Genomic DNA, 23,138 nt, shown 5'->3' with positions numbered 1-23,138 from the left:
AGTTTCGTTGTTGTCCGTATTTCTACTTCCATTATGCCATAGGATCGGCTGTTCTTGGAAAGTCTGTGTAAAACATGAAGAGCGCAAACCTCCCCTTCGCGCTTTTGAGCCAAAGTGTAAAGATTGGGAAAGATATAAGCCGTCTGACAGGTCCTGAGGTACAATAGACAAATAGCGAAGGACAAGACGTCGGGGGTGTTTAACCTGAAAGCGGTTATCGTAGATGACGAACGCCTGTCAATACATCTGTTAGACAGTTTGCTAAGCCGTTGTGAGGGTATGGAAGTGGTCGGACAGTTTCAGAATCCTTTTGAAGCCCTGAAACAAGTAAAGGCGTTGTCACCGGATGTCGTTTTTCTGGACATAGAGATGCCGCAGATCAACGGGATGGAGCTGGCTGAAATCGTCTCGCACGAGCTTCCTGAAACCGATTTCGTCTTTGTCACGGGTTATGATGAATACGCTGTGAAGGCGTTTGAATTAAATGCGATTGATTACGTCCTGAAGCCTGTCCAAAGCGAAAGATTGGCCAAAACAATCCAGCGTTTACGAGAAAGAAAAAACGGAGTGATTGAACAGCAGGCTATCCAAACAGGGATGATCCGCTGCCTTCAGTCGCTCCAGATCGAGTTGGCCGGGCAGGGACCGGAGAAAATTCGCTGGCGTACGGCCAAGGCGCAGGAGCTGTTCTCCTATCTGCTTTACCGCCGGGAGCAGCTTGTGCGAAAAGAGGCGTTGCTCGACCTTTTCTGGGCGGATGTGGAATGGAAAAAAGCTTTTTCACAGCTGTATACAACGATTTACCAAATTCGCAAAACACTGGATCTACTGAGGAGCGGCATTCAAATCAAGAGCCTGGAAGACGGCTACATGCTGGAGTTGATCAACATGAAAGCCGATGTTGATGTGTGGGAAACCGGGCTGCGTGAGGCGGGGGAGGTCACGGATGAATCCATCAAAAAGCATCTGGAGCTTCTGGAGCTGTATAGGGGGCATTATCTGGAGGATTGCGATTATGGCTGGGCTGAAAACGAACGGCAGCGTCTGCGCTCTCTTTGGTATTATCAGGCCAATGAGGTTGCGCAGCATCTGGTTTCGGTCAAAGATTTTACGAAGGCCTCGAATGTCTATCATCAGATGCAAAAGCTTCATCCCGAAGGGGAAGAAACCTATCTGGAGCTGATGAAATTATACGAGCTTATGGGCAAGCGGGATTTGGTCGAGGCCCAATACAACAGTTTTGTCAAAATGGTCAAAGAGCATTTTGATGAATCGGTTTCCCCGCTGGTACGGGAATGGTACAAAAACTGGAAAGAAACCTAGGCAAAAGCATGGCGTTCTTTACAGCGGTCAGCCATTTCGATCAATAAAGCCGCTGAGTCAAAACACCCGGACACAGATTTTTCCTGCATCCCTTTATTGACAAGTGGCGAAGTTCTTTTTATAATCTGAGTCATTCCTGATTTGGACAAAAAATTTATCACATACAGCTTGGATGAGGAAGAGTAAAAGAGAGCGCTGATGCCCAGAGAGCAGGCCCGTATGCTGGGAGGGCTGCCATCACCTCCCTTTGAAGCCGCCTTGGAGCTCTGCTTTTGAAACAACAGTAGAAAGCAGCGGATGGACACCGTTATTCGTCGCAAGTCTTCAGCAAGACTTCCAGAGTCTGTTCTTCGCGAGGGGAACAGAAAGCTGAGTGGTACCGCGAACAGTTCGCCTCAGCAACCGATTACCGGGATTTTAACCGGTCGGTTGCTGGGGCGTTTTTTGTTCTGACCTTGGATAAGAGAATGGAGTGGAGAGAAATGGATCGTCAGAAGCAACGAGAACTGCTGCGACTGCTCGAGGATGACAGCCGCCGAACACCTGAACAAATTGCCCGATTGATGGGCGTCGCTCAAGCAGAGGTCGAGGAAGCCATCGCCGCGCTGGAGAGAGACAAAGTCATCGTGAAATACCCGGCCCTGATCAACTGGGACCTGGTCGAGGATCATCCCTGTGTGACTGCGATGATCGATGTCAAAGTGACGCCGAAGCGGGACGTTGGTTTTGACGAGGTAGCCGATCGCATCTGTCGTTTTCCTGAAGTGGAGGCTGTCTACCTGATGTCCGGGGCAAGCTACGATTTGTCTGTGGTACTGGAGGGAAAAACGATGCGGGAGGTAGCGGCATTTGTCTCGCAAAAGCTGGCGACACTGGACTCAGTCGTCTCGACGGCCACGCACTTTATTTTAAAACGGTACAAGCATGACGGTATTCAGTTTGAAGACCGGGACGAAGACCGCAGGATGGTGGTTACGCCATGAGTCAGCAAACTGTGGTACGCAACCGCCTGTCGCAAACCGTGTCTGCGCTCAAACCATCGGGGATTCGCCGCTTTTTTGACCTGGCGGCTTCCATGGAGGGAGTCATCTCGCTTGGTGTCGGTGAGCCGGACTTCGTCACCCCTTGGCGGGTGCGGGAAGCCTGCATCTCCTCGCTGGAGAGAGGCTACACCGCCTATACATCCAACGCGGGCTTGCTGGAGCTGAGAGTCGAAATCAACAAATACCTGGAGGAGCGCTTCGCTGTCTCTTATCATCCAGAGACAGAGATGCTGATAACGGTCGGGGCAAGTGAAGCGATTGATATTGCGCTGCGGGCGATTGTCGATCCGGGAGATGAGATTCTAGTCGTAGAGCCCTGCTATGTCTCCTATGAGCCGGTCATCCGACTGGCGGGAGGTGTTCCTGTCTTCCTGCGGACGACGGCCGAGCAGCAGTTCAAGCTGACGCCCGAAGAACTGGAGGCTCACATCACGGCGCGGACCAAGGCGATTATCTTTTGCTATCCCAACAATCCGACCGGCAGCACGATGACCGCCGAAGAGTGGAAACGACTGCTGCCGGTTATTGAGAAACATGATCTCTTGGTCATTTCCGACGAAATTTATGCAGAGCTGACGTATGGACGGATGCACGACAGTATCGCAGCCCTGCCTGGAATGAAAGATCGCACCATCCTGATTTCCGGCTTCTCCAAAGCGTTTGCGATGACTGGCTGGCGTCTCGGGTATGTCTGTGCCTCCCCTGACCTTTTGTCCGGCATGCTGAAAATCCACCAGTACACGATGCTCTGTGCACCTGTGATGGCCCAGATGGCAGCGCTGGAGGCATTGCGTCATGGACAGTCCGACATGGAGCGGATGGTAGAGAGCTATCGTCAGCGGCGCAACTTCGTGGTTCAGGGCTTTCAGGAGATTGGCCTGGCCTGCCATGAGCCGGAGGGAGCCTTTTACGCTTTCCCTTCGATCCAGTCTACAGGTCTGGAGGCGTCCCAGTTTGCTGAGGGCTTGCTTTTGCAGGAGAAGGTAGCCGTCGTGCCTGGGGATGTGTTCGGCGATTGCGGCAGGGGGCATATCCGCTGCTCCTATGCGACCTCGCTGGAGCAACTGCAAAAGGCGCTGGAGCGGATTGGCCGATATGTCCAGAAGGTATCTGCCGGGTGACAAAAAGCAGGTTTTGGTACCGGAAGCCGTTCATGCTGCAGGAATGAAGAGGTAGCAGGCAGAACGAAGCGTGAAACATAAAAAAGCAGATGGCGTGCTTGAAGAAAAAAGGCCGGAGACAAAAGCCCCGGCCTTTCGGTTTGGAGAAGACAGTATTCATGGCTCCATGCACGTCGATCAGCACGATCAGCAAGTGCTGCCCTGCCTTGCCTGACATTGCTTGCATAACGTTGCTTTGACATTGCCCCTGCGTGACTGACTCTGTTTGCCTGCCCTGTTCGAATGGAATGTCCGCTATCTTTCTTTGCAGGAAAGATCGACATCCTGAAGCGGAACCAGCTTGGTCTTCATCGTAAACTTGTACCCCAGCCATACGGCGAGGAAGAGCGGAAGACCGATGTAGGAGACAAGTACGCCGTTCCAGTCAATGGAGTCCCCGGTAAAAGCCGTGTAGTTCTGGCCGAGCACTACGAACAGACAGATGATAAAGGCCAGGATAGGGCCAAACGGGAACCATTTGGAGCGGTAGGGAAGCTGGCTAAGCTGGTAGCCTTGCGCAAGGTACGCTTTTCGGAACCGATAGTGACTGACGGCAATTCCCAGCCACGCGATAAAGCCAGACATGCCGGAAGCATTCAGCAGCCAGATGTACACGGTGCCCTCACCAAACAAGGAAGCCAAAAAGGCAAACATGCCGATGCTGGCAGTCAGCAGCAGGGCGTTTACAGGCACGCCGCGCTTGTTCAGTCTGGCGAAGAGCTTGGGAGCCTTTCCTTCTTTGGCAAGCACGTACAGCATCCGCGTGGAGGCGTACATACCGGAGTTGCCCGCTGAGAGAACCGAGGTCAGGATGACCGCATTCATCACCGAGGCAGCAAAGGCAAAGCCCGCTTTTTCAAAGACCAGAGTAAACGGACTGACGGCGATATCGGCAATGTCGCTGTGGACCAGGTTGGGATTGTCAGAAGGAATCAGCAAACCGATAATGAAGATGGCAAAAATATAGAACAGCAGGATGCGCCAGAAAATTTGCTTGACGGCTTTCGGGATGTTGCGCGCCGGATCTTCGCTTTCCCCTGCCGCTATCCCGACCAGCTCCGTTCCCTGGAAGGAAAAGCCGGCAATCATAAAGACGCCGAGAATGGCCATAAAGCCGCCGTTAAACGGGGCGTCACCTTTGGTAAAATTGCTGAAGCCGACCGCTTCACCGCCCATGATTCCAAAAATCATCAGCGTGCCGACGATGATAAAGATGATGACGGTGCTTACCTTGATCAGGGAAAACCAGAACTCGGATTCCCCGTAACCTTTTACGGAAAGCATATTCAAACCAAACATCAGAACGAGAAAAAGGGCGCTCCACAGCATCGACGGAGTGTGGGGGAACCAGTATTTCATAATCAGCGCGCCGGCTGAAAGCTCGACAGCGATGGTAATGGCCCAGTTGTACCAGTAGTTCCAGCCCAGCGCAAAGCCGAGAGACGGATCGATGAACCTGGCTGCATAGGTGCTGAAGGAACCGGAGACGGGCATGAAAGCGGCCATCTCACCGAGGCTCGTCATCAGGAAGTAAACCATCAGGCTGATGGCCAGATAAGCGACCAGTGCGCCGCCAGGTCCCGCGGAGTGGATAGAGCCGCCGCTGGCCAGGAAAAGACCGGTGCCGATGGAGCCGCCGATCGCGATCATGGTCAGATGCCGGGCTTTTAACCCGCGCTGCAATTGATCTGAAGACATAAGAGGGAAGCACGACCTTTCTGTATTTATTTAGAAGGAAGGCCGGAAATCAAAAATACCGCCACAAGCCAATAACGGCATAAGGGCGGTATCATCCAATCCCCATCAAGCCTTCACGGAAGATAGCACAACACGTTTGCCGGCAAACAAACGTGACAGTTCTGTCCCTTTCGAGTACAGCCCCAGCCCGTGCACACAGAGAACGCGCAAACAGACTTCGGCAGCTTTTCCTTCTTCTGCATTCATGGATCTTCTCTGGATCTCGTGCAGAATAATATAAAAGCCGCGACCTCTATCCTCATCGTGGAGATGAGGATATATAGTATGAAAATATGTTATGGTTCAAGTATATGGATTTATGCCAGAATTTCAATAGTGATTTTGTGGCAGGCAGGCAAACCAGGTTGTAACAGATTGTTTCAAAACCATTATCCATATGAGTCTTTATTCATGGTAAAATAGTACCATAATAAGGAATTTTGTCTCCAATAGCGCAATCGATCAGAAGCATACATACAACGAAACTTTGGAAAGAGGTGGACCGATGGTAAAAGGGAGCATCCAACGTCTGTTCCTGATGTGCCTGGTATTTTTAATTGGTTGGACGAGCTTCTCGCCCCAGTGGACGGACAATACGGCCTTTGCCGCAGTAGATCGAAAAAATGACCCTTTGAACGGGGACTGGTCCAAGCCGTACGAAGTAAAATACGATACGGCCGAGGCTGACCTGATGGTGCGGGTTGGCGATATCGACAATCTGGGGATGGGATGGCCGGACGGTTATGATCCGTTTTCAGGGAAAAGCACCCCTGCCCCCTACCCGAGAGTGATTCACCAGTCCACGGACCCCCAAGGGACTGACCAGCTAATGGTCATCAGCTCGTTTCGCTATCCATCTCTCGCGGGTGCAAGAGACGCGGATACCATAGCGGATGGCTACACGCGCTCCAATACCTATAGCAAAGGGGCCAACCCGGTCGTTCCCGTCAAAATTACGTTTGATACGAGAAACACTCCGATTGAAGGCGCCATCCTTCAGATGTTCATCAATGATTACCAGCCGCAGAAATATCCGGGGCGCGTCAAGTATACAGCCGAGCTGAACGGCGTGCGGGCACCGTTTCTGGAGAATATCATCAACTCGCTGAATCAGCACGGACCGGTTGGAAAGCTGATCAGCGTAAAAATCCCGGACGAATATCTGCCGCTTTTAAAGGATGGCAGTCTCAGCATCGTTCTCGATGACAAAACAACAAAAGACCCATACGGAGATGCAGGAGCCATCGATTTCGTCAAGCTGCTGATCAATCTGGGCCAATATCAAAATACCGGGACGATCACCGGCAAGGTTATGGACTCTTCACCGACGCCCAAACCGCTGGCAGGCGCACTGGTATCTGCGGGGGGAATTGTCACCACCCTGACGAATGAACGGGGAGAGTATACGCTCAGTGAGGTGCCGGCGGGGCTGGTCTCCGTAGAGGCGTCCAAAGATGGATATATCCCGCAGATCAAGCTGATCGAAAACTTCGTGGCCGGCAGCAAAGCCCGACTCGACTTTCAGTTGGAGCTGCAGCCGAGCAACAATGCATTCCTGCAAAATTTGACTGTCAAAGGGGATACGCTCATCCCGCTTGTGCCGGGCTTTGATAAGTTGGAGAGCAGCTATGAAGTACAGCTGAACAGTCACGTACCAACGGTTATGCTGACGCCCACCCTGGAAGACAGCCGGGCCACCATGACTGTAAATGGAGAGGCGCATGAGAGCGGCACGCCAAAAGCAATCGCAGTCAAACCGGGAACGACAAAGGTGACGATTACGGTAACTGCGCAGGATGGGAAAACGACCCGTACCTACGAGGTGACTATCCTCACGCCACTTACCTCCATGGAGCTTTCCCGCTCGCTGACCAAATCAGCCATCAAGCTGGGAGAAACGTCAGAGATTCGCTATACAGTGACGCCAGCTTCCTTTCAGGCAGAAGGGCTGGCCGGCAAACCCGCTGACAGGGCAACAGGGATTCGCCCGTTCTTTTTGTTGAATGGACCGTTTGTGTACGGAAAAAGCTACGACATGGCTGCCGAACTGGACAAAGTGAAAGCAAGCGGCAAGGGCAATGACAACAACGGCGGGCTTGCCCTGGATACGAGAGGGAAAAAGAGCTATCGGGAAATGCTTCTTTCCGGCTACGACGGCACAGTCTCTGTGAATCAGAGTCTGACGACAGAGCCAAGCGCCAAGCAAAGTGACATTCTGGCGGGGCTGAAAGAACTGATCCAGACGGGCACGCGGGAGATTACGATCCCGCTTGTGGATGCCAGTCAGCTTGTGAATGATCTGCATGGCCGCGACAGTATTACGGTAAATGCGTTTGCCACATTTGGCATTTCGCTCGTGAATAACCGGGTGATCGCCAACTTTATCGGATACGGCCCCTTGCCCGAATCGTTTACTGTGACAGATGTTACACTGACGGAGCCTTTTCCGCCTGAAGTGAATATTGTCAGTATCGATAAAAACTGGAGCAAAACTGTGGCAAACGGTGTGTTGACGCTAAATGTCCCGGATATCACCTTTACTCGCAACGGAGATCGGTACGAAGCGGCGCCTGTAACCTTGGGCATTACTGTCAAGCCGACCCGGATCGGCACGTATCTGCTGTCCGAATCGCAGTTTCGCTATCGCGAGGGATCAGTGGTCAACAGTCGCTTTTTTAACAACGTGACGTTGCAGGTCGACTCCAATATTCCGCCTGTCACAAGCCTCACTGTTTCTCCGAAAAATGCGACTCTAACCGTGGGGGAAACCATCGGCTTGAAAGTGACCATCACACCGAGCAATGCGGACCGCAGCGTCGTCTGGACATCAAGTGACCCTGCAGTGGCAACCGTTTCATCCAGCGGTATTGTCACCGGCACGAAGCCTGGTCGCGCCGTCATCACGGTGCACACACCAGATGGCAAGTTCTCGGCAACCAGTGAGATCACCGTGACAAGCAAGCCGGAGTTAAGTGTCTCTGCGAATCAGGGATGGAATGTCCCGTATCCGGAAAAAGCTGTCATCACGGCAGAAGTGATTGATTACGCAGCCGCTTTTCCCGTTCGGGTTGATATCCGGATTGACGGTGTATCGCTTCCGGCAGCAGCACTCACCCAGTCGGAGCCGCTCTCCCTTGGAAATGGCCGGCAAAAGGTGACCTATACCTTTGAGATAGAGGCTGCCCGGAAACAATCCGGTACAGAGATCGGGGAGGTTTTGCGCGTGAAGCCGGCCGTGATCACGGTTGATGCCCGAAATGATTTTGGCATTCCGGCTGATCCGGTGCGCAACACCCTGCTGTTCAATCCGGTTACGGCATTTACAGCGACTTTGGAGCGTGAGGGGCCGCTCGTTACCAGCACGGGTGTCTTGACGGCGACGCCGACCACGCCGGTGCTGGACGAGGTGAAATTTTTCTGGCTCCCGGATGTTCCACTCAAAGAGGTAACAGTAGACTCGCCCTGGATTCCTTTTAACCAGGGACGAAAGGCGACGGGTATTCCACTGAATCCGGTAGGCACCACAACGCTGGTTGTCGGGATGTTCCAGGATTTCAATCAGGACGGGGATTATCGACAGCCGGACGGCAGTCCCGATGAACATGAGATGGTCGTTCGTAAGGTATCTATCGGACAAAGCCTGATCCCGCCCGATTTTACGCTGAAATCTGGGGAGCGGCTGGATGATTACGTCAAAGTGGTTGTCCAGCCGATGCCAGAGACGATCCAGGTGACGACAGAATGGTACTACAAGACACCATCACAGCGGGATTGGACGGAATTTTCCTTGAGGCAGAACGGTCAGAGAATCGCTGGAGAATTCGTTGTCCCCTTTGAAAAAGGGGCGGGCGGCTTGGTGGACACACTGGTGACAGTGAAAGCGGTCACGCTCATCAATGGCGTAGAGGATGAGCGGGCGATGACAGTAAAAACTCTGCTGTTGCTGCCGGAAAAGGGCAATGACGGTGGAGGCGGCGGAGAAGTTCCGGAGGATTTCTCACCCCATGTGTACATCAAAGTGGATAACGGCCATGAAACCCTGGAAAATCGTGCGGTCCAGGTACAGCTTGGATACAGCTTTGACGGCAGTGAAGGACTGAGACTTACCTCAGCCAGCTACGCCATTGCCGAAGCAAATAAAAAGCTTGATCTCATCGGGGAACTGAAGGCCGGCAAAGGAGTCTCGATCACAAACGGGCAGAACCGCATCGTGAAAAATTTAAAGACCACATCGGGGCAGAGCCAGACCTATAAGGCAGCCATCTTAGTAGAGATCAAAATGCTTCACTCGATTACCCACGAGGTATTGTGGACAAAAGAGTACAAACAGGAAGCGGACGTAACGGTAAAAGCGAAGAATAATTTGAACTAAAGGGAAAGAAATGCAAATGAAAAAGAACCTGGGATGCAGTTCACGGTTAAACTGCGCTCAGGTTCTTTTCGCTTCATGCCCTCGTCTCAACGGCCTTAGCTTTAAATCAGGGAGTGATTTGCACGTCGCCCGGATGGGGACTGTACTGCAGATCATACAGGTCGACAAAAAACTCCTCTGCTGACGGCAGACCGGGTGTCTCTGCTTCAAAGATTCGGCGGTTGAACTGGATGGCGAGGCGGGAGGCAAGGCGTTTATCCTCTCGTTTTGTGTTCAGCTCGATATAGGAGTCTGGGCTGCCGGTTGCGATTCCTCCCTGGATGCGGTTAAAGGAGGCGATTGAGTATATTTCCATCGACTTTTCCGAATAAAGAAAGGCGGAAAAGGGCGGCAGTGACTTCCACGAGTCGACGGCATGGGTAAAATCGGTTTCCTGAACGTATCGTGACGTCAAACTGATTGTTCCCGTGGCGACGATCGCCAGATTTTTGCTGTCCAGATTGGTAATCTCCCGGATGAGCACATCACCATCGACAAAAATGGTTCCGTTGATGCTGATGTCTCCGACGATATCCAGATTTCCCTTGATGTAGATCGTGCCGGAAAAGCGGAAGGGGTCGCCGCTCATTTTTTCAGAGGAGCTCGCCTCCGGGATAAAGGAGCCAAGCCTTCCCATTTCCACCGTAGCCATAGCCCTCCTGTCCGAAGAGTCCGGGGCGATGTAGAGCTGCCGTACCCCTGCGCTCTCCAGTTGGTCACCGGTCAGGCGAGCAGTCAGGACCGTGGCTGTCGCTCCGTCCAGCTCTCCCACAGGTTCGCCAGCGAGAATCGCCACGGATTCAGTGCCAGGGGCGATATCTACAGTGCGAAAGCCGTCGTTGAGGTAGGCGTTCCTCCCGCTGTGTTCCTCTAGCTGGATGGACTGATTTGTACTCACGCGAATCGTCTTATCAGAGCTGCTTTTGCCGCGGCTGATTTGCTGCGCAAGAAACGCTCCCGTTGTCTGCCCCTCCTGAAAGGCAAGCGGCCTTGCCGTATTCGGCGTATTCTGGACGATCGGCGGTTCATAGCCGGGCTCATAGGGCTTGTCAGCCGGTGCGGATAAGAGCGTTTCGCGGCTCTCACTCGCCAAGGTTTTGGGTGAGAACAGTTCTTCCAGGTCTTTTTTATTGCTGATTACGAGCTTCTCCCGGATATCTTCCAGGGAAATCCGATTGGCTGATTCGGTCACGTATTGCAAGTCACCCTCTTTGAGCTGATACAGCCCGCTCACCAGCCCATCCGCACTGTTTCCCGGCTGGGAAAGGGAGAGAAGGCCCTCCAGATAGGGGCGGCCGTTTTCTTTGGGACGGGTCGAGTCTACATTCCACACGGGCGGCTTTGCGGAGTCCGGGTTTTCCGTGCTGTAGCGATACTCTTTGGCCGTGATAACATGATGCGCCGTAACATTGCCGATGATGTTGGAACCGCCGAACAAACGCAGCTCGCCAGGCGTACTGACCGCATAATGAAACGGCGCCGCAATGGTGTTGATGTACACCGTCGAGTCCAGCCTTACCCGGCTTTTGACGACGGACAGGTCCTGACTGCCGCGCGCGGGAATGCCAATCACAGAGACGTGCAGCTTCAATATGTACGGCTGTCCGGGATTTTCCTGCAGACGAATCTCGTCCCCCAGTATCCGATACCCGATGGCAAAGCCCTGGACCGTACCATCTTCGAGAGCGGGGAGATTGGTTTGTTTGTAGGGTCCGCTTTGGGCCGCGTCGTTCATCTCAGCGGCGATCCGATCCAATATCCTTTTGATCTCCTGCTGGCCGCTGCCGCTCTTCAGATCGTCGGCGAGCCTGGCGTAAGAAAGATTTTGTTCGGCATATTTTTGAAAATAGGCAAGGCCCATGTCGGCCAGCATCTTGCCTTGTATCTCGTCCTCGGAGAAAACATGCTGCCTTGAGCTTTGCACTACGTAGCTGAAGATGGACAGACCCAGTACGGTAAACAAGACCACAATAAACAGAACAAGCAGCAGGGCGCTCCCCTGTTCATTCCGGAGGCGGCTCATTTGTACCCTCCTCTCAGGTTGGAGACGGCAAAATCGGTTTTCACCAGGCGGATGTACCCGCTTATCTGGTCAGGGTATGCTTCCATCCTGACCAGTTCAGCCAGAACCTCCTCCAGGTTTTGGAAACGCATCTGTTGTCCATCCCGATCCACGATTTTTTCCCCCTGCGGGGCGACGAGCAGATAGAGAGTCAGCGTTTTGCTGTCCGCGGAGACCGTAAAAAGACCGCGCACCAGATAGCCTGGTTCCGTACGGAAGGCCTTCACCAGCTCATCTGTGGGATCAACGGGAGGGAAGCGATAAATCTGTCTCGTCAAAAGCGACTGGCTCACACTGTTTTCGGCGGAGGGCTGAGAGGCATCTCCGAGTGGTGCGAACACTGTTTTGCTGTTGTACAGAATTATACTGTCCGCGATGTCGTCAGTCGCAGAGCCTTCAAGCGATGACACTTGGCTTTGCCGACTACCGGAGCTGGATTGCAGCAGTTCCCCCGCCTTTTTGCTCTTCAGTATTTGTACAAGCAGCTGTTGTTCAGCCGATTCTTGCCGTTCATCCAAAGCTTCCAGCTCAAAGTACGTCGCATCCTGTACCGTGCGCATCACGTCCCCTATGACAAAATCCGCTGCGTTCCGAAGAGCCGACTGTTCTCTCGTCTGGTTGTAAACCTGAACGCCGGAGACGTAGACCGAGGTGAGCGGGATCAGGATCATCAGAAGGATGAAGAGAGAAGCGATCACTTCGATCAAAGTCATCCCCGACTGATCACGCAGCAGGCGAGTGAGGGAGAGGGACCGTCTCATGGAGAAATCCCTCCTTTTTCAGGGTTGGCCATAGCTGATTGGAGCAAAGCCAATTCCTTCCCTTCCGGTGAGGTGACCCGGACGGTGATCAGGATCATCGTCTTCTCTTGCAAGTCATAGGCCGCGTCATCCAAAAAGGAGAGGGAGAGCTTTTGTTGATAGTGTCGTTCATTTACTTCCACGGCCGGAAAAGAAATCTCTTTGACATCATAATCCTTCAGGTATTCGGTCAATTGGGCCAACTGAGGATAGGTAAGCTTGTTTGCGGAGAGGGCGCTTGGGAGATCAATCGGCATCGTTGCGGAAGTCAGATCGCCGTTTCCGGAACGCCACGCTTCTGCCAATTGTCTGGCAAGATTCATGGCCACCAGCTTGCTGTCTTCTTTGCCGGACAGCTCCAGGCCCCGCACGAGAAAGTTGCTGAGCAGCAGCAGGGCGATGGAGAGAATCACGATCGAGGCAAGCACTTCGATCAGTGTCATTCCTTTTTCATTTCGGCTGTATGCCCACATGATTCGGCCTCCCTCCTTTTCTACGAATTCCTTTCCCATCATAACGGTTTGAAAGCGGATTCTAATGTGATAAAAGCGTGACATTTCATAGAGAGACAAACAATTTTCGACAAAAAGCAAGAGGATAAGCGAGAAAAATGTCGAATAAAGTACTACCAAATGAATGGAATACTACTAATGTCCTATGTTATTCTACCACCAAAGTACTATAAATAACATGAATTGGCTATAAACAGGTGATTCTATGATTCTATCAGGTTTAAGCGGTTATTACGTCGTCTACCTGTCACTCACTCTTCTTTTTTCTCTGCTTCTTTTCAGACGTACCCCATCCAGAAAACGGCTTATTGCAATTGCGGGCTTGGGGACAGCGATCCTGCTGGGAGCCCTGCTGCCGTTCTCGCTTCTATTCCTCGGGAGGCTGGAAACAGCTGTTATTTTCATTCTGATCACTCTTGCTCTCTCTTATTTCCTTGCAGGCAGGCTTGAACGAACAGCATTTTCGGAGGAAGCGGCCGCGATGGCTGATCCGCTGTCTACCAATCTGCCAGTTCAGTCGCATGAGAGTGTCATCCCGGCTGACACGCCAACACTGTCGACGTATTCGCCGGAAACGGTCCCGGCTGAAGGTCCACATGCCTGGGAGCCGGGTCAACAGCAGGCGGTCCTGGACGAAATTGCTGCCGCACTGCAGCCGGAGAGTGCAGCTGGTGTGGAGCATGCGGTGGAACCGGATGAAAGAGAACCAGCATCGGAATTGACTGCTTTTGTGGATGATGATTTGTTGGAATGGACGCTCAAGGATGACTCTTCGACAGACGATGCATGCGCTGAGCAAGTGGAAGTCTTGGCGGAGCAGGTTAATCTTTTTACGGATCGGGCAGAACCCTTCATTTCCAATTGGCCACAAGAGAACGGGGCGTCCGAGGACAAGCTTTTAAGCAGCTTTGAAGAAGAGCTGGACCGGGTTGATGATCCCTTTTTGCGAGAAGACAGTACATATTTGAAGCGGCCCACAGGCAATCAGTCTGAGTTGGCCACAACGAATCGGAAGTGAGCGGTGACGTGGTGCGAAAGAAACAGTTCAAGTTGATGGGCAAGGTCTGGACGATTCTCTTGATCCAGTCATGTGTATTTGGTGTAGCCGCGCTTCTTGCCTCTGGCTTGTGGGAGCGGCCGGAAGCAGCTATCGCAAGCAGACTTCCCGACCTGCGCGTAGCGGGGGTTTCGTTGGAAGGGATGACGATGGAGCAGGCCCGGAACAGTGTGCAGGAGAGTATCGCCAAGCTCTCCGATTTGCCGATTGTCCTGACGAAGGAGCAGACCGTCTTTTCGCTGGACAAAGACAAGCTGGGGATTCGCTTTGAAGTAGAAAAGACATGGGAAAAGGTTGCGGAGCAGGCAGAGCGATCTTCGGGCATTCGGGGATTTGTTTACGGCTTGACTGGCGAGCCAGCAGATCGAAGTATTCCGCTGGCGGTTGTCTATGATCGCAGTGAGCTGATCAGACAAGTAACGGAGATTGCCCGCAAAGTGGAACAGCAGGCTGAGGCGGCGACGCTGCGAATTGAGCAGAACAGAGCGCTCGTCGTTCCAGAGATGATCGGGTATCGGGTCAATGTAGAAAAGACCGTCGCAGATATTGAAAACGAGCTGCAACTGCCGCGCACCGAGCTGCGTATCCCGCTTCAGGGCGAAAAAGAAAGCCCTGCAATCGTGAGCAAGGATTTGGAGAACAGTGTCCATCTGCTCGCGGAATGGACAGCTCCTTTGAATACGGCCGTTCCTGATCGATTCGTCAATGTAAAACAGGCAGCAAGTCTGCTGAACGGGACCATACTTTTACCGAACCAGGTCTTGTCCTTTAACGAAAAAACTGGCCCGTATACAGAGGCGAAAGGGTATCATCCCTCGGCATCCCCCAAACAGGATACGATCCCTGATGGTCTCGGCGGAAGTGCGGCACAGGTCGCATCTGCTCTGTTTGAAACATCGGTGCTGAGCGGTTTGGACATCATCGAACGGCACCAGGCAAGACGTCCGGTTGATTTTCAGCGTCTGGGCATGGAAGCCGTTGTGAATGGCCGGGATATGGATTTGCGTGTGGCAAACCGCCAGACTGCACCGGTGTACATCCATGCTGTCGTGGAGGATTCCCGGCTGCGGGTAGCACTGTTTGGGGGAGCGGCATCCAGCAAAGAAAAGCCGCTGCTGCTGACGGATATAGACGAGCATTTTCCGCCTGATACCATCGTCCGGGCGGACCGTTCGCTGGTGACAAACCAGGAGCGAATCGTGCGAATCGGGGAAAACGGGCTTCGCGCCAAAGTGTATTTGTATTTTCCTCAAGCAGACAAAAAAGTGCTCGTGGCCGATAACCTCTACCCGCCGATTCCCAATGTGGTCGCCGTCGGTCCGCAGTTAGCCCGGAGCAAACGTACGGATAACACGGAAGCCGACTGGCCGCTGGAAGCCGGAGCAGAGGACTGGAGCGAAAACGGAACGGATTGGACTCCGGATTACGTTTACGGTGACCAGGGAGAGTATCTGGATGGCACCTGGCCGGGGGGAACCGAAAGCTCCTCACAGGCGAGCAGTATCAAGCCGCCGGATATCGATGTTCTGCCGGGGCAACCATCTGAACCTGTTTCCACGGGCGGCGTGCCTGGCGCAGGGGGAAGCCCGTCCGGTACGGTTGAGAAAAAGAATGGCGTCATTATTTTGCATGATGCGCCGGTGAGGTGACGGGTATGGGAAGAAGACGGCTGGGTGATATCCTCGTCGAAAGCGGCTTGATCAGCGAGGAGCAACTGCAGGATGCGCTGGTCGAGCAAAAGAAGTCAAAGCTGAAGCTGGGGGATCATCTGCTGCAGCAAGGCTATATCACCGAGCAGCAATTGATCGAGATTTTGGAATTTCAGCTGGGAATTCCGCACGTTAGTCTGTATCGCTTCAAAATGGACCCCTCGCTGTCCAGCATCGTGACAGAAGAGGTAGCTAAGCGATACTCTCTGATTCCGTTGAAAAAGGAAGGAAACAAGCTGACTGTAGCGATGGTCGATCCGCTCGATTATTTCGCCATTGATGAGCTGAGGCTCAGTACGGGCTTTGTTATCGAGCCGGTGATTGCTACCCGGGATGAGGTGCAGCGTGCCATCTCCCGGATGTACAGCATGCAAGGCTCGGTAAAAGAGCTGATGGAAAAAATGGAGGCAGACGAGATCGAAGAGTCGCGGATCGTCGATGAGGACTCGCCGATCGTCCGTCTCGTGAATCAAATGTTCGAGCAGGCAGTCCAGCTCCGGGCCAGCGATATCCATATTGATCCGCAGGAAGAGGGCGTGCGCATCCGTTACCGTGTTGACGGCGTACTCAGGACGGAGCGGGTGCTGCCGCGCCATATGATCGGTATCCTGACTGCGCGGATCAAGATTATGTCCAATCTCAATATCGCCGAACGGCGCACGCCGCAGGACGGCCGCATCCAGCTTCATATCGACTACAAAGAGATTGATGTCCGCGTCTCCACCCTGCCGACGATCTACGGAGAAAAAATGGTGATGCGCCTTCTGGACGTGTCCAATGCCTTGATCGAGATTGAAAAGCTGGGCCTGACCAATCGCAATCTGGCCTATTTCCGCGATCTGGTCAATCGGCCAAACGGAATTATGCTGGTGACCGGACCTACGGGGAGCGGCAAAACGACCACGCTCTACGCTGCGTTGAACCATCTCAATCAAGAGGATGTCAACATCATTACGGTCGAAGATCCAGTAGAGTACCAGCTAGAGGGGATCAATCAGGTGCAGGTCAACGACGGTATCGGGATGAGCTTTGCCTCTGTGCTTCGCTCTATTTTGCGGCAGGACCCGGACATCATCATGGTGGGGGAAATTCGCGACCAGGATACCGCCGAGATCGCGATTCGCGCGGCTTTGACCGGACACCAGGTACTCAGCACGCTGCATACGAATGATGCCGTAAGCAGTCTTACGCGTTTGCTGGATATGGGCATTCCTCCGTTCTTGCTGGCTTCGTCGCTCAACGGTGTGCTGGCCCAGCGGCTGGTCAGACGGGTTTGCAAGGAATGCCGGAAGGAAATGCCTGCGACAGAACAGGAAAAAGCCCTGTTTGCCCAGCGCGGTATTGCCGTCGAAACACTTTGGCGAAGCGAGGGCTGCGGGAATTGCAGCATGACGGGATACCGGGGAAGACTTGCCGTCCATGAAAGCTTCCGCATGGATGATACGCTGCGGCACATGATAATCCAGCGTCTGCCGGCTGTGGAGTACAAAAAGCACGCTGTGAAAAACGGCATGGTGCTGATGTTTGACGACGCGCTGCTGAAAGTGAGACAAGGGCTGACGACCCTGGAAGAAATCTATCGGATTGCCCTGCCGGAATAATAGAGTGTCCATGCGAGATTGTAGAGGAGAGTGAATACCCATGGCAGGGGTGGAAATCAAAAAGCTGCTCAGGTACGCCTTTGAAAAAAAAGCATCCGATTTGCATGTAACCGTGGGGACGCCCCCTGTCTTTCGAATCGACGGTGAGCTGCGCCGTCTGGATATCCCGCCGCTTGCGCCAGGCGATACGGAAGAGATGGCCCAGGAACTGATCCCGCAGCATTTGTACCAGTCGTTTGTGGAAAAAGGAGAGCTCGATTTTTCCTATGGATTGCCGGGTGTCTCCCGCTTCCGGATCAATGCCTATCACCAGCGCGGCTGTATTGGTATCGTGGCGCGGGTCATTCCCGCCGGGATTCCGACGCTGGAGGAGCTTCGTTTGCCGGAGGTCATCCGGAAATTTTGCCACAAGCCGCAGGGGCTTCTCCTGGTCACCGGTCCGACGGGAAGCGGGAAGTCGACGACGCTTGCTGCGATGATCGACTATATCAACCGGACGATGCGAAAACATATCGTCACGCTGGAAGACCCGATCGAGTATCTGCACAAGCATCAGCTTTCCATGGTGAACCAGCGGGAGATCGGTTTTGATACCAACGATTTTTCCAGCGGGTTGCGCTCCGCCCTGCGGCAGGACCCCGACGTGATTCTGGTCGGCGAGATGCGCGATCTGGAAACGATCCAGACAGCCGTCACAGCAGCGGAGACCGGCCATCTGGTGCTGGCTACCCTCCATACGACAGATGCTCCGAAGACGATTGACCGGATTATCGATGTGTTTCCGGGACATCGTCATTCCCAGATCCGCATGCAGTTGGCCTCGGTATTGGTGGGGATTATCTCGCAACGGCTGTTTCCCCGCGTGGGAGGAGGACGTGCAGTTGCCACCGAAATTCTCGTGCACACCCATGCGATTGCCAACCTGATCCGCATCGAAAAGGTGCATCAGATCAAAAGCATGATGCAAACCGGCCGCGAGCTGGGCATGCACACCATGGAATCCTCGGTCACAGAGCTGGTAGAGAGAGGAGAAATCACTCAGGAGGCTGCGCAGTACTATTTGAGTGAAAGGGCGCTGGAGTAGATGCTTACTTTTCATTACGAAGCAAAGGATCGCACCGGCAAGCGAAAACGGGGAAAAATCGAAGCCAGCAGCAAGCCGGCAGCGATCGTAGAGCTGAAGCGGCAAGGCTTGGCTCTGCTTTCGATCGAGCAGGAAGCAAAGGGGCTGCTCCAACGCGAGATTCATTTTGGCAAGCCGGTCAAATCTAAGGATTTTATCGTGTTTCTGCGTCAGCTTGCTACGCTCATCAGGGCAGGCATCGGGATCGTCGACTCTGTGCACATCCTGTCCCAGCAAAGCGAGAGCAAGGCGCTTCGCAAAATCCTGATCGAGGTGGAGGCCGACATTCGCAAAGGCGGTCAGCTTTCCGAGGCCTTTGCCAAGCACCCGAAGGTCTTCCAGACGATGTTTCTCAGCATGATCCGGGCCGGGGAGGCTTCGGGGAGTCTGGAGATCGTGCTGGACAGGCTGGCCACCTATTACGAGAAGTCGCATTACACCAAGGAAAAGATCAAGTCAGCCATGATGTACCCGCTCACAGTCGGCATTTTATCCATCGCGGTGACTATGTATCTGCTGATCAATATCGTCCCTACGTTTGTCACCATGTTTGCCAGCTTTCACGCGGAGCTGCCGGCCATGACGAGAATGGTGATGAGCGCAAGTGATAGTTTAGTTAGGTCTTGGTACCTATATATAATAGGTATTATAGTCGTGTATTTTATTGTTCGAATAGTTGTCAATACTTCTTATGGACGATATTTGCTGGATTATGCTACACTGAAAATGCCGATATTTGGTAAATTACTGCAAAAAGGCGCACTGGCCCGCATGAGCCGTACCTTGAGCACGCTGTTTTCCAGTTCGGTGCCTATTTTACAGGCCCTCACGATTGTAGAGGATGTCGTCGGCAACAAGATTATCAGTCAAGCTGTGCATGAATCGAAAACCAGCCTTCGCGAGGGGCGGCCTTTGTCTGAGCCGCTGAAGCGGGCGTGGGTGATCCCGCCGCTCGTCTCTCGCATGATCGCCATTGGAGAAGAGACAGGATCACTGGACCAGATGCTGGAAAAGGTAGCTGACTTTTACGAGGCGGAGGTGGAGAACGCCGTTGACAAGATAAAGACGCTGATTGAGCCTTTGATGATCGTGATGCTTGCAGCCATTGTCGGTACGATTGTACTCGCTATTATGATTCCGATGTTTGAGATGTTTGGAAAGGTTCGCTAGAGAACCAACATGTATGTATGGGAGGAAATTATGATGTTTAGACGTTATTTGAAGGATCAGCGGGGTTTGACGCTGGTAGAGTTGCTGGCGGTTGTGGTGATTTTGGGGATTATTGCAGCGATTGCGATTCCGTCGATTGGAAATATTATTGAGAACAGTCGCAAGGATGCTCATATTGCGAATGCGCAGATGCTCGGGGAAGCGGCTCGGATGGCTGCTACTACCAAGGGAGTTGCTACGGGGACTTTCACGTTAGAGGAATTGCAAAAGGAAGGTTTGATTGGAGATATTCAGGTTCCTGGCGAAAGTGGTAAAAATTACGACCCTAAAAAGTCGGAAGTGACTATTGAAACTGACAAAAATTCTAAGAAACTCGTTACAACGGTAACACTGACAGCAGATGGTAGAAAAAAGGCATTCATTGATGATATAGATATTAGTACATTAGAAAGAGCGAATGTCCATTTAGAAGATAATTAGGAAGGGGGACCTTCTTCCTTTTAGACGAGATTCGTTCACTCTTGTAACGGTTTCTTCGTATTCTAGGAGAGACAATCATGTATCAAGGTTTTAGAGAGTCGTACGAAATCGAACATGGTACAATGAAAATAAAGGTAGAACAAAAGTCTTTGGAAAAACCAAAACTTCCTCATCCCAACTGATGCAGGAAGTTTTTTCCTGAACGTAAACACAAACCTACCAGCAAAGCGAAGGCAAAGCAAGCCTCACGAGGAGAGAGACCATGGAGTACCTCATCAGCAGCATTCTATTTCTACTGGGCCTGCTTTTCGGCTCGTTTTACAACGTCGTCGGCCTTCGCGTTCCGCAGGGGGAGTCTGTTGTGCTCCCGCCTTCGCATTGCCGAAGCTGCGGGCACAGACTGGGGCCGCTTGATCTGGTGCCGGTCCTTTCCTTTTTGCTGAGAAAGGGCAAATGCCACTACTGTCAGGCCAAGGTGTCGCCTCTGTATCCGCTGATGGAGGGCTTGTGCGGACTGGCATTTGTTCTGGTATTCGTGAAGCATGGTTGGAGCGCTGAGACGATTCTGGGCTTGCTGTTTGTCTCGATGCTGGTCATCGTCAGTGTCTCCGATCTGGCTTACCGGCTGATTCCGGACAAGATCACCCTGCCCGCGCTGGCGCTGTTTCTGATTCTGCGTTTCTGGATTCATCCGGATCAGCCGTATTGGATGCATCTGCTGGCGGGTGTGGTCGGATTTGGTCTGTTTTTTCTCCTGACGGTACTCTCTCGTGGGGGTGTCGGTGGCGGGGATATCAAGCTGTTTGCTGTTGTCGGTCTGTTTTTGGGCCTTCCCCTGCTGGCACTGGCTATCTTTTTGTCCGCCTTGCTGGGAACCTTGTTTGGCCTTGGTTTGATGCTGCTGCGAGGCGGCGGCCGGAAAACGCAGGTTCCCTTTGGTCCATTTATCGCGGCGGGCTCGTTACTCGCCTATCTGGCCGGGGACTCGATTCTGGACTGGTACCTCCGCTTGTTCTTTTGACAGAGGCCGGGGCAGATTCTCCCGGTTGTGATGGCAGGTTGAACGGCTTCAGATGTCGAATGATAGGTAGAATCAAATGAGAATTTTGTCGAATATGAAAGAAACGTATCGGAAATGCCAGCCAGCCTACGAGCGTTGGACAAGATCGACTGGTCGACGCATCCACCGGACTCTTATGGGGAATCACCGGACTGGTCGACTTAGCTCTGATCGCATGCCCGCTACAGAAAGGAAAAGAGCGGATGAAACTGCGCATCCCTTTTATACAAAATCCCGTGCGTGTTGGAATTGCTGTGGAAGAGGACGGTCTTCGTTACACCGAGGCCAGACCGACCGAAAATGGTGTGGAAATCCGTCAGGCTGGCTTGATTCCTCTGGAAGCAGGCAGCATCGAGAACGGGCGTATCACGGATATGGAACAGGCCAAGCTACAGCTCACTCTTGCCAAAAAGGAGCTGCGCCTGACGAAAAAGAAAGCGATCCTCTCGATCCCGACTTCGACTGTCGTGATCCGAAAAACAAACCAGCCCAAGCTCTCTCCTGACGATATCCGTTCGCTGCTGGAGATCGAGCTGGGCACGACCATTCATCTGCCATTTTCTCGTCCGTACTTTGATTTTCACAAAATCGGAGAAGTACCGTCTGGCCCTGACATCGATGAGCTTAGGGAGTTTGCTGTCGGGGAGAACCCGTCGCCGGAGGATGAATACCTCGTCATCGCGGCTCCGGGGGACGTGATTGATCAGTATCTGGAGCTATTAAAGGTGCTGGATATCGAGGTGACAGCCGTCGATATTGAACCGCTGGCGTTGTATCGTCTGCTTCGAGCAAGTGGAGTGGCGCACAAGACAGATTTCATGTTTCTGCAGTTGGGAGAGCACTCCGTCAACGTGAGTATTTTTCAAAGTGACATCCCGGAATTTTTGCGGAACATCCCGATCCAGATGGCTCCTATTCCGGCATCTGCTGAGAAAGCAGAAGAAGAATCTATGATCGGACTGGAGTCTTTCGTCAACGATCTGGTCAGGGAAGTAGACCGCGTCATCAATTTTTACCAGTTCAGCATGAAAAATGACGGTACCCGCATCCAGACGATCTATCTTACCGGTGAGGCAGATCATCTGGAGAAGATTGTCCAACTGCTTCAGCGCCGGCTGACCAGCTTTGAAATCGTTCCCTTGCCTGTCCATCACATGCAGTGGCCGCAATTGTCGCGCATCGATGCGCAGGCGTTCACGGCGGCAGCGGGATTAACCTTGAGAGGTTGACGAAAGTGGTAACCATAAACCTACTACCGAAAAAGAAAAAGGTGAGCAGCGGCGCCATGTGGCTGTCCCTGGCAGGGATCATCTGGCTGCTGGGGGCTGGTTGGATGGGCTGGACCTATTATGCGGAAAAAGCCGCGATTGACCGGCTTCAGCAGGAAATCTCCCAGCAAGAGCTGTTGCTCAAGACAGCAGAGAAACAGATGGGTTCCCAATCCGTATCGGCCACTTTGGATAAGTATCTGGAGGTCGCCAAGCGCGTGCAGCATTTGTTTTCGCCAACCACGCTGTTGCTGGATCAATTTGCCGAAAATCTGCCAGAGATGGGCAAGCTGCAAAAGATCAGCTACAGTCTGGACGGTGAGGTGCAGCTCGTCGGCCGCTTTGAACAGTTCGACGATGTCGCCTCTTACCTGCACAACCTGCAAGCTTCTCCGTATGTGCGAGAGGCACAGGTCAAATCGATAGTGGCCTCGCCTGTCAAATGGAAGGGACCGGTTGATCCGAACGGCCAGCCGCAATCTCCTGCGCTGCAAGCAGTAGGTGGCGCGCTTATGCCGCGCTATACCGCTACGTTTGAACTGAAAGTGCAAGCGCTGAATCTCGACGAATTGACCGAACGCATCAATGCGTTGGCGTCAGAGCCGAAAAAGTAGGAGAGTGA

18 protein-coding genes, 1 riboswitch and 1 other annotated feature are annotated in these 23,138 nt (G+C 52.9%); of the genes, 14 read left to right on the top strand and 4 right to left on the bottom strand.

Annotation, left to right across the window (positions count from 1 at the left end):
- Window positions 1-195 precede the first annotated feature (195 nt).
- From NDK47_RS21445 to NDK47_RS21430, 4 genes are all read left to right on the top strand, one after another.
- Complete coding sequence (locus NDK47_RS21445) at window positions 196-1,323, top strand: response regulator (RefSeq protein WP_251871793.1); 1,128 nt, start codon at window positions 196-198, stop codon at window positions 1,321-1,323.
- A gap of 160 nt (window positions 1,324-1,483) precedes the next feature.
- Window positions 1,484-1,724 (top strand) — a binding site (T-box leader).
- An 81-nt stretch (window positions 1,725-1,805) separates the two neighbouring features.
- A complete protein-coding gene (locus tag NDK47_RS21440; protein ID WP_251871792.1) occupies window positions 1,806-2,306 on the top strand; it encodes an Lrp/AsnC family transcriptional regulator in 501 nt (166 codons plus the stop codon).
- Window positions 2,303-3,487, top strand: coding sequence for an aminotransferase (locus NDK47_RS21435; RefSeq protein ID WP_251871791.1), 1,185 nt, complete (start codon window positions 2,303-2,305; stop codon window positions 3,485-3,487). The genes NDK47_RS21440 and NDK47_RS21435 overlap by 4 nt, the downstream gene beginning before the upstream one ends.
- A 70-nt stretch (window positions 3,488-3,557) precedes the next feature.
- The gene (locus NDK47_RS21430; protein ID WP_251871790.1) at window positions 3,558-3,701 is read left to right on the top strand and encodes a hypothetical protein; all 144 of its coding nucleotides are present in this window, start codon (window positions 3,558-3,560) and stop codon (window positions 3,699-3,701) included.
- An 80-nt stretch (window positions 3,702-3,781) separates the two neighbouring features.
- On the opposite strand, the gene NDK47_RS21425 is transcribed toward NDK47_RS21430, so the two are convergent.
- The gene (locus NDK47_RS21425; protein WP_251871789.1) at window positions 3,782-5,224 is read right to left on the bottom strand and encodes an amino acid permease; all 1,443 of its coding nucleotides are present in this window, start codon (window positions 5,222-5,224) and stop codon (window positions 3,782-3,784) included.
- A gap of 115 nt (window positions 5,225-5,339) precedes the next feature.
- A riboswitch (Lysine riboswitch) is annotated at window positions 5,340-5,527 on the bottom strand.
- A 241-nt stretch (window positions 5,528-5,768) separates the two neighbouring features.
- On the opposite strand from NDK47_RS21425, the gene NDK47_RS21420 reads away from it, so the two are divergent.
- On the top strand, window positions 5,769-9,635 hold the full coding sequence (locus tag NDK47_RS21420; RefSeq protein ID WP_251871788.1) for a cadherin-like beta sandwich domain-containing protein: 3,867 nt from the start codon (window positions 5,769-5,771) through the stop codon (window positions 9,633-9,635).
- A 106-nt stretch (window positions 9,636-9,741) separates the two neighbouring features.
- On the opposite strand, the gene NDK47_RS21415 is transcribed toward NDK47_RS21420, so the two are convergent.
- The 3 genes from NDK47_RS21415 to NDK47_RS21405 are packed head-to-tail and all read right to left on the bottom strand — an operon-like array spanning window position 9,742 to window position 13,009.
- The gene (locus NDK47_RS21415; protein ID WP_251871787.1) at window positions 9,742-11,697 is read right to left on the bottom strand and encodes a hypothetical protein; all 1,956 of its coding nucleotides are present in this window, start codon (window positions 11,695-11,697) and stop codon (window positions 9,742-9,744) included.
- Window positions 11,694-12,497 (bottom strand): PilW family protein, encoded by an 804-nt coding sequence (locus NDK47_RS21410; RefSeq protein WP_251871786.1) that lies wholly within the window; start codon window positions 12,495-12,497, stop codon window positions 11,694-11,696. The genes NDK47_RS21415 and NDK47_RS21410 overlap by 4 nt, the downstream gene beginning before the upstream one ends.
- Window positions 12,494-13,009 carry a prepilin-type N-terminal cleavage/methylation domain-containing protein gene (locus NDK47_RS21405; protein ID WP_251871785.1) on the bottom strand — a complete coding sequence of 172 codons (516 nt, stop codon included), beginning with the start codon at window positions 13,007-13,009 and terminating at the stop codon, window positions 12,494-12,496. The genes NDK47_RS21410 and NDK47_RS21405 overlap by 4 nt, the downstream gene beginning before the upstream one ends.
- A gap of 244 nt (window positions 13,010-13,253) precedes the next feature.
- On the opposite strand from NDK47_RS21405, the gene NDK47_RS21400 reads away from it, so the two are divergent.
- The 9 genes from NDK47_RS21400 (at window position 13,254) to NDK47_RS21360 (ending at window position 23,130) form a co-directional block, all read left to right on the top strand.
- Complete coding sequence (locus NDK47_RS21400) at window positions 13,254-14,066, top strand: hypothetical protein (RefSeq protein ID WP_251871784.1); 813 nt, start codon at window positions 13,254-13,256, stop codon at window positions 14,064-14,066.
- 8 nt (window positions 14,067-14,074) lie between these two features.
- A complete protein-coding gene (locus NDK47_RS21395; RefSeq protein ID WP_251871783.1) occupies window positions 14,075-15,754 on the top strand; it encodes a VanW family protein in 1,680 nt (559 codons plus the stop codon).
- A gap of 5 nt (window positions 15,755-15,759) precedes the next feature.
- A complete protein-coding gene (locus NDK47_RS21390) occupies window positions 15,760-17,415 on the top strand; it encodes a GspE/PulE family protein (protein WP_251871782.1) in 1,656 nt (551 codons plus the stop codon).
- Window positions 17,416-17,455: 40 nt separating this feature from the next.
- Window positions 17,456-18,499 (top strand): type IV pilus twitching motility protein PilT, encoded by a 1,044-nt coding sequence (locus NDK47_RS21385; RefSeq protein ID WP_305883345.1) that lies wholly within the window; start codon window positions 17,456-17,458, stop codon window positions 18,497-18,499.
- Window positions 18,500-19,708, top strand: coding sequence for a type II secretion system F family protein (locus NDK47_RS21380; RefSeq protein WP_251871781.1), 1,209 nt, complete (start codon window positions 18,500-18,502; stop codon window positions 19,706-19,708).
- A gap of 33 nt (window positions 19,709-19,741) precedes the next feature.
- Window positions 19,742-20,188 (top strand): prepilin-type N-terminal cleavage/methylation domain-containing protein, encoded by a 447-nt coding sequence (locus tag NDK47_RS21375; protein WP_251871780.1) that lies wholly within the window; start codon window positions 19,742-19,744, stop codon window positions 20,186-20,188.
- A 262-nt stretch (window positions 20,189-20,450) separates the two neighbouring features.
- Window positions 20,451-21,209: a prepilin peptidase gene (locus NDK47_RS21370; protein ID WP_251871779.1), complete on the top strand. Its 759-nt coding sequence runs from the start codon at window positions 20,451-20,453 to the stop codon at window positions 21,207-21,209.
- Window positions 21,210-21,451: 242 nt separating this feature from the next.
- A complete protein-coding gene (gene pilM, locus NDK47_RS21365) occupies window positions 21,452-22,477 on the top strand; it encodes a type IV pilus biogenesis protein PilM (RefSeq protein WP_251871778.1) in 1,026 nt (341 codons plus the stop codon).
- A 5-nt stretch (window positions 22,478-22,482) separates the two neighbouring features.
- Entirely contained in the window at window positions 22,483-23,130 is a 648-nt protein-coding gene (locus tag NDK47_RS21360) for a PilN domain-containing protein (protein ID WP_251871777.1), read from the top strand.
- Window positions 23,131-23,138: the final 8 nt, after the last annotated feature.

The sequence above is a fragment of the Brevibacillus ruminantium genome (assembly GCF_023746555.1).
In the GTDB taxonomy this organism is placed as follows: domain Bacteria; phylum Bacillota; class Bacilli; order Brevibacillales; family Brevibacillaceae; genus Brevibacillus; species Brevibacillus ruminantium.
The sequence above is the reverse complement of the archived record's forward strand: the minus strand, read 5'-3'. Positions and strand labels throughout refer to the sequence as shown.

Coding starts and splice junctions, on each gene's coding strand:
- NDK47_RS21440 (WP_251871792.1), top strand. CDS start 1,806: ATGGATCGTCAGAAGCAACGAGAACTGCTGCGACTGCTCGAGGATGAC.
- NDK47_RS21435 (WP_251871791.1), top strand. CDS start 2,303: ATGAGTCAGCAAACTGTGGTACGCAACCGCCTGTCGCAAACCGTGTCT.
- NDK47_RS21425 (WP_251871789.1), bottom strand. CDS start 5,224: ATGTCTTCAGATCAATTGCAGCGCGGGTTAAAAGCCCGGCATCTGACC.
- NDK47_RS21420 (WP_251871788.1), top strand. CDS start 5,769: ATGGTAAAAGGGAGCATCCAACGTCTGTTCCTGATGTGCCTGGTATTT.
- NDK47_RS21415 (WP_251871787.1), bottom strand. CDS start 11,697: ATGAGCCGCCTCCGGAATGAACAGGGGAGCGCCCTGCTGCTTGTTCTG.
- NDK47_RS21410 (WP_251871786.1), bottom strand. CDS start 12,497: ATGAGACGGTCCCTCTCCCTCACTCGCCTGCTGCGTGATCAGTCGGGG.
- NDK47_RS21405 (WP_251871785.1), bottom strand. CDS start 13,009: ATGTGGGCATACAGCCGAAATGAAAAAGGAATGACACTGATCGAAGTG.
- NDK47_RS21400 (WP_251871784.1), top strand. CDS start 13,254: ATGATTCTATCAGGTTTAAGCGGTTATTACGTCGTCTACCTGTCACTC.
- NDK47_RS21390 (WP_251871782.1), top strand. CDS start 15,760: ATGGGAAGAAGACGGCTGGGTGATATCCTCGTCGAAAGCGGCTTGATC.
- NDK47_RS21385 (WP_305883345.1), top strand. CDS start 17,456: ATGGCAGGGGTGGAAATCAAAAAGCTGCTCAGGTACGCCTTTGAAAAA.
- NDK47_RS21380 (WP_251871781.1), top strand. CDS start 18,500: ATGCTTACTTTTCATTACGAAGCAAAGGATCGCACCGGCAAGCGAAAA.
- NDK47_RS21375 (WP_251871780.1), top strand. CDS start 19,742: ATGTTTAGACGTTATTTGAAGGATCAGCGGGGTTTGACGCTGGTAGAG.
- NDK47_RS21370 (WP_251871779.1), top strand. CDS start 20,451: ATGGAGTACCTCATCAGCAGCATTCTATTTCTACTGGGCCTGCTTTTC.
- pilM (WP_251871778.1), top strand. CDS start 21,452: ATGAAACTGCGCATCCCTTTTATACAAAATCCCGTGCGTGTTGGAATT.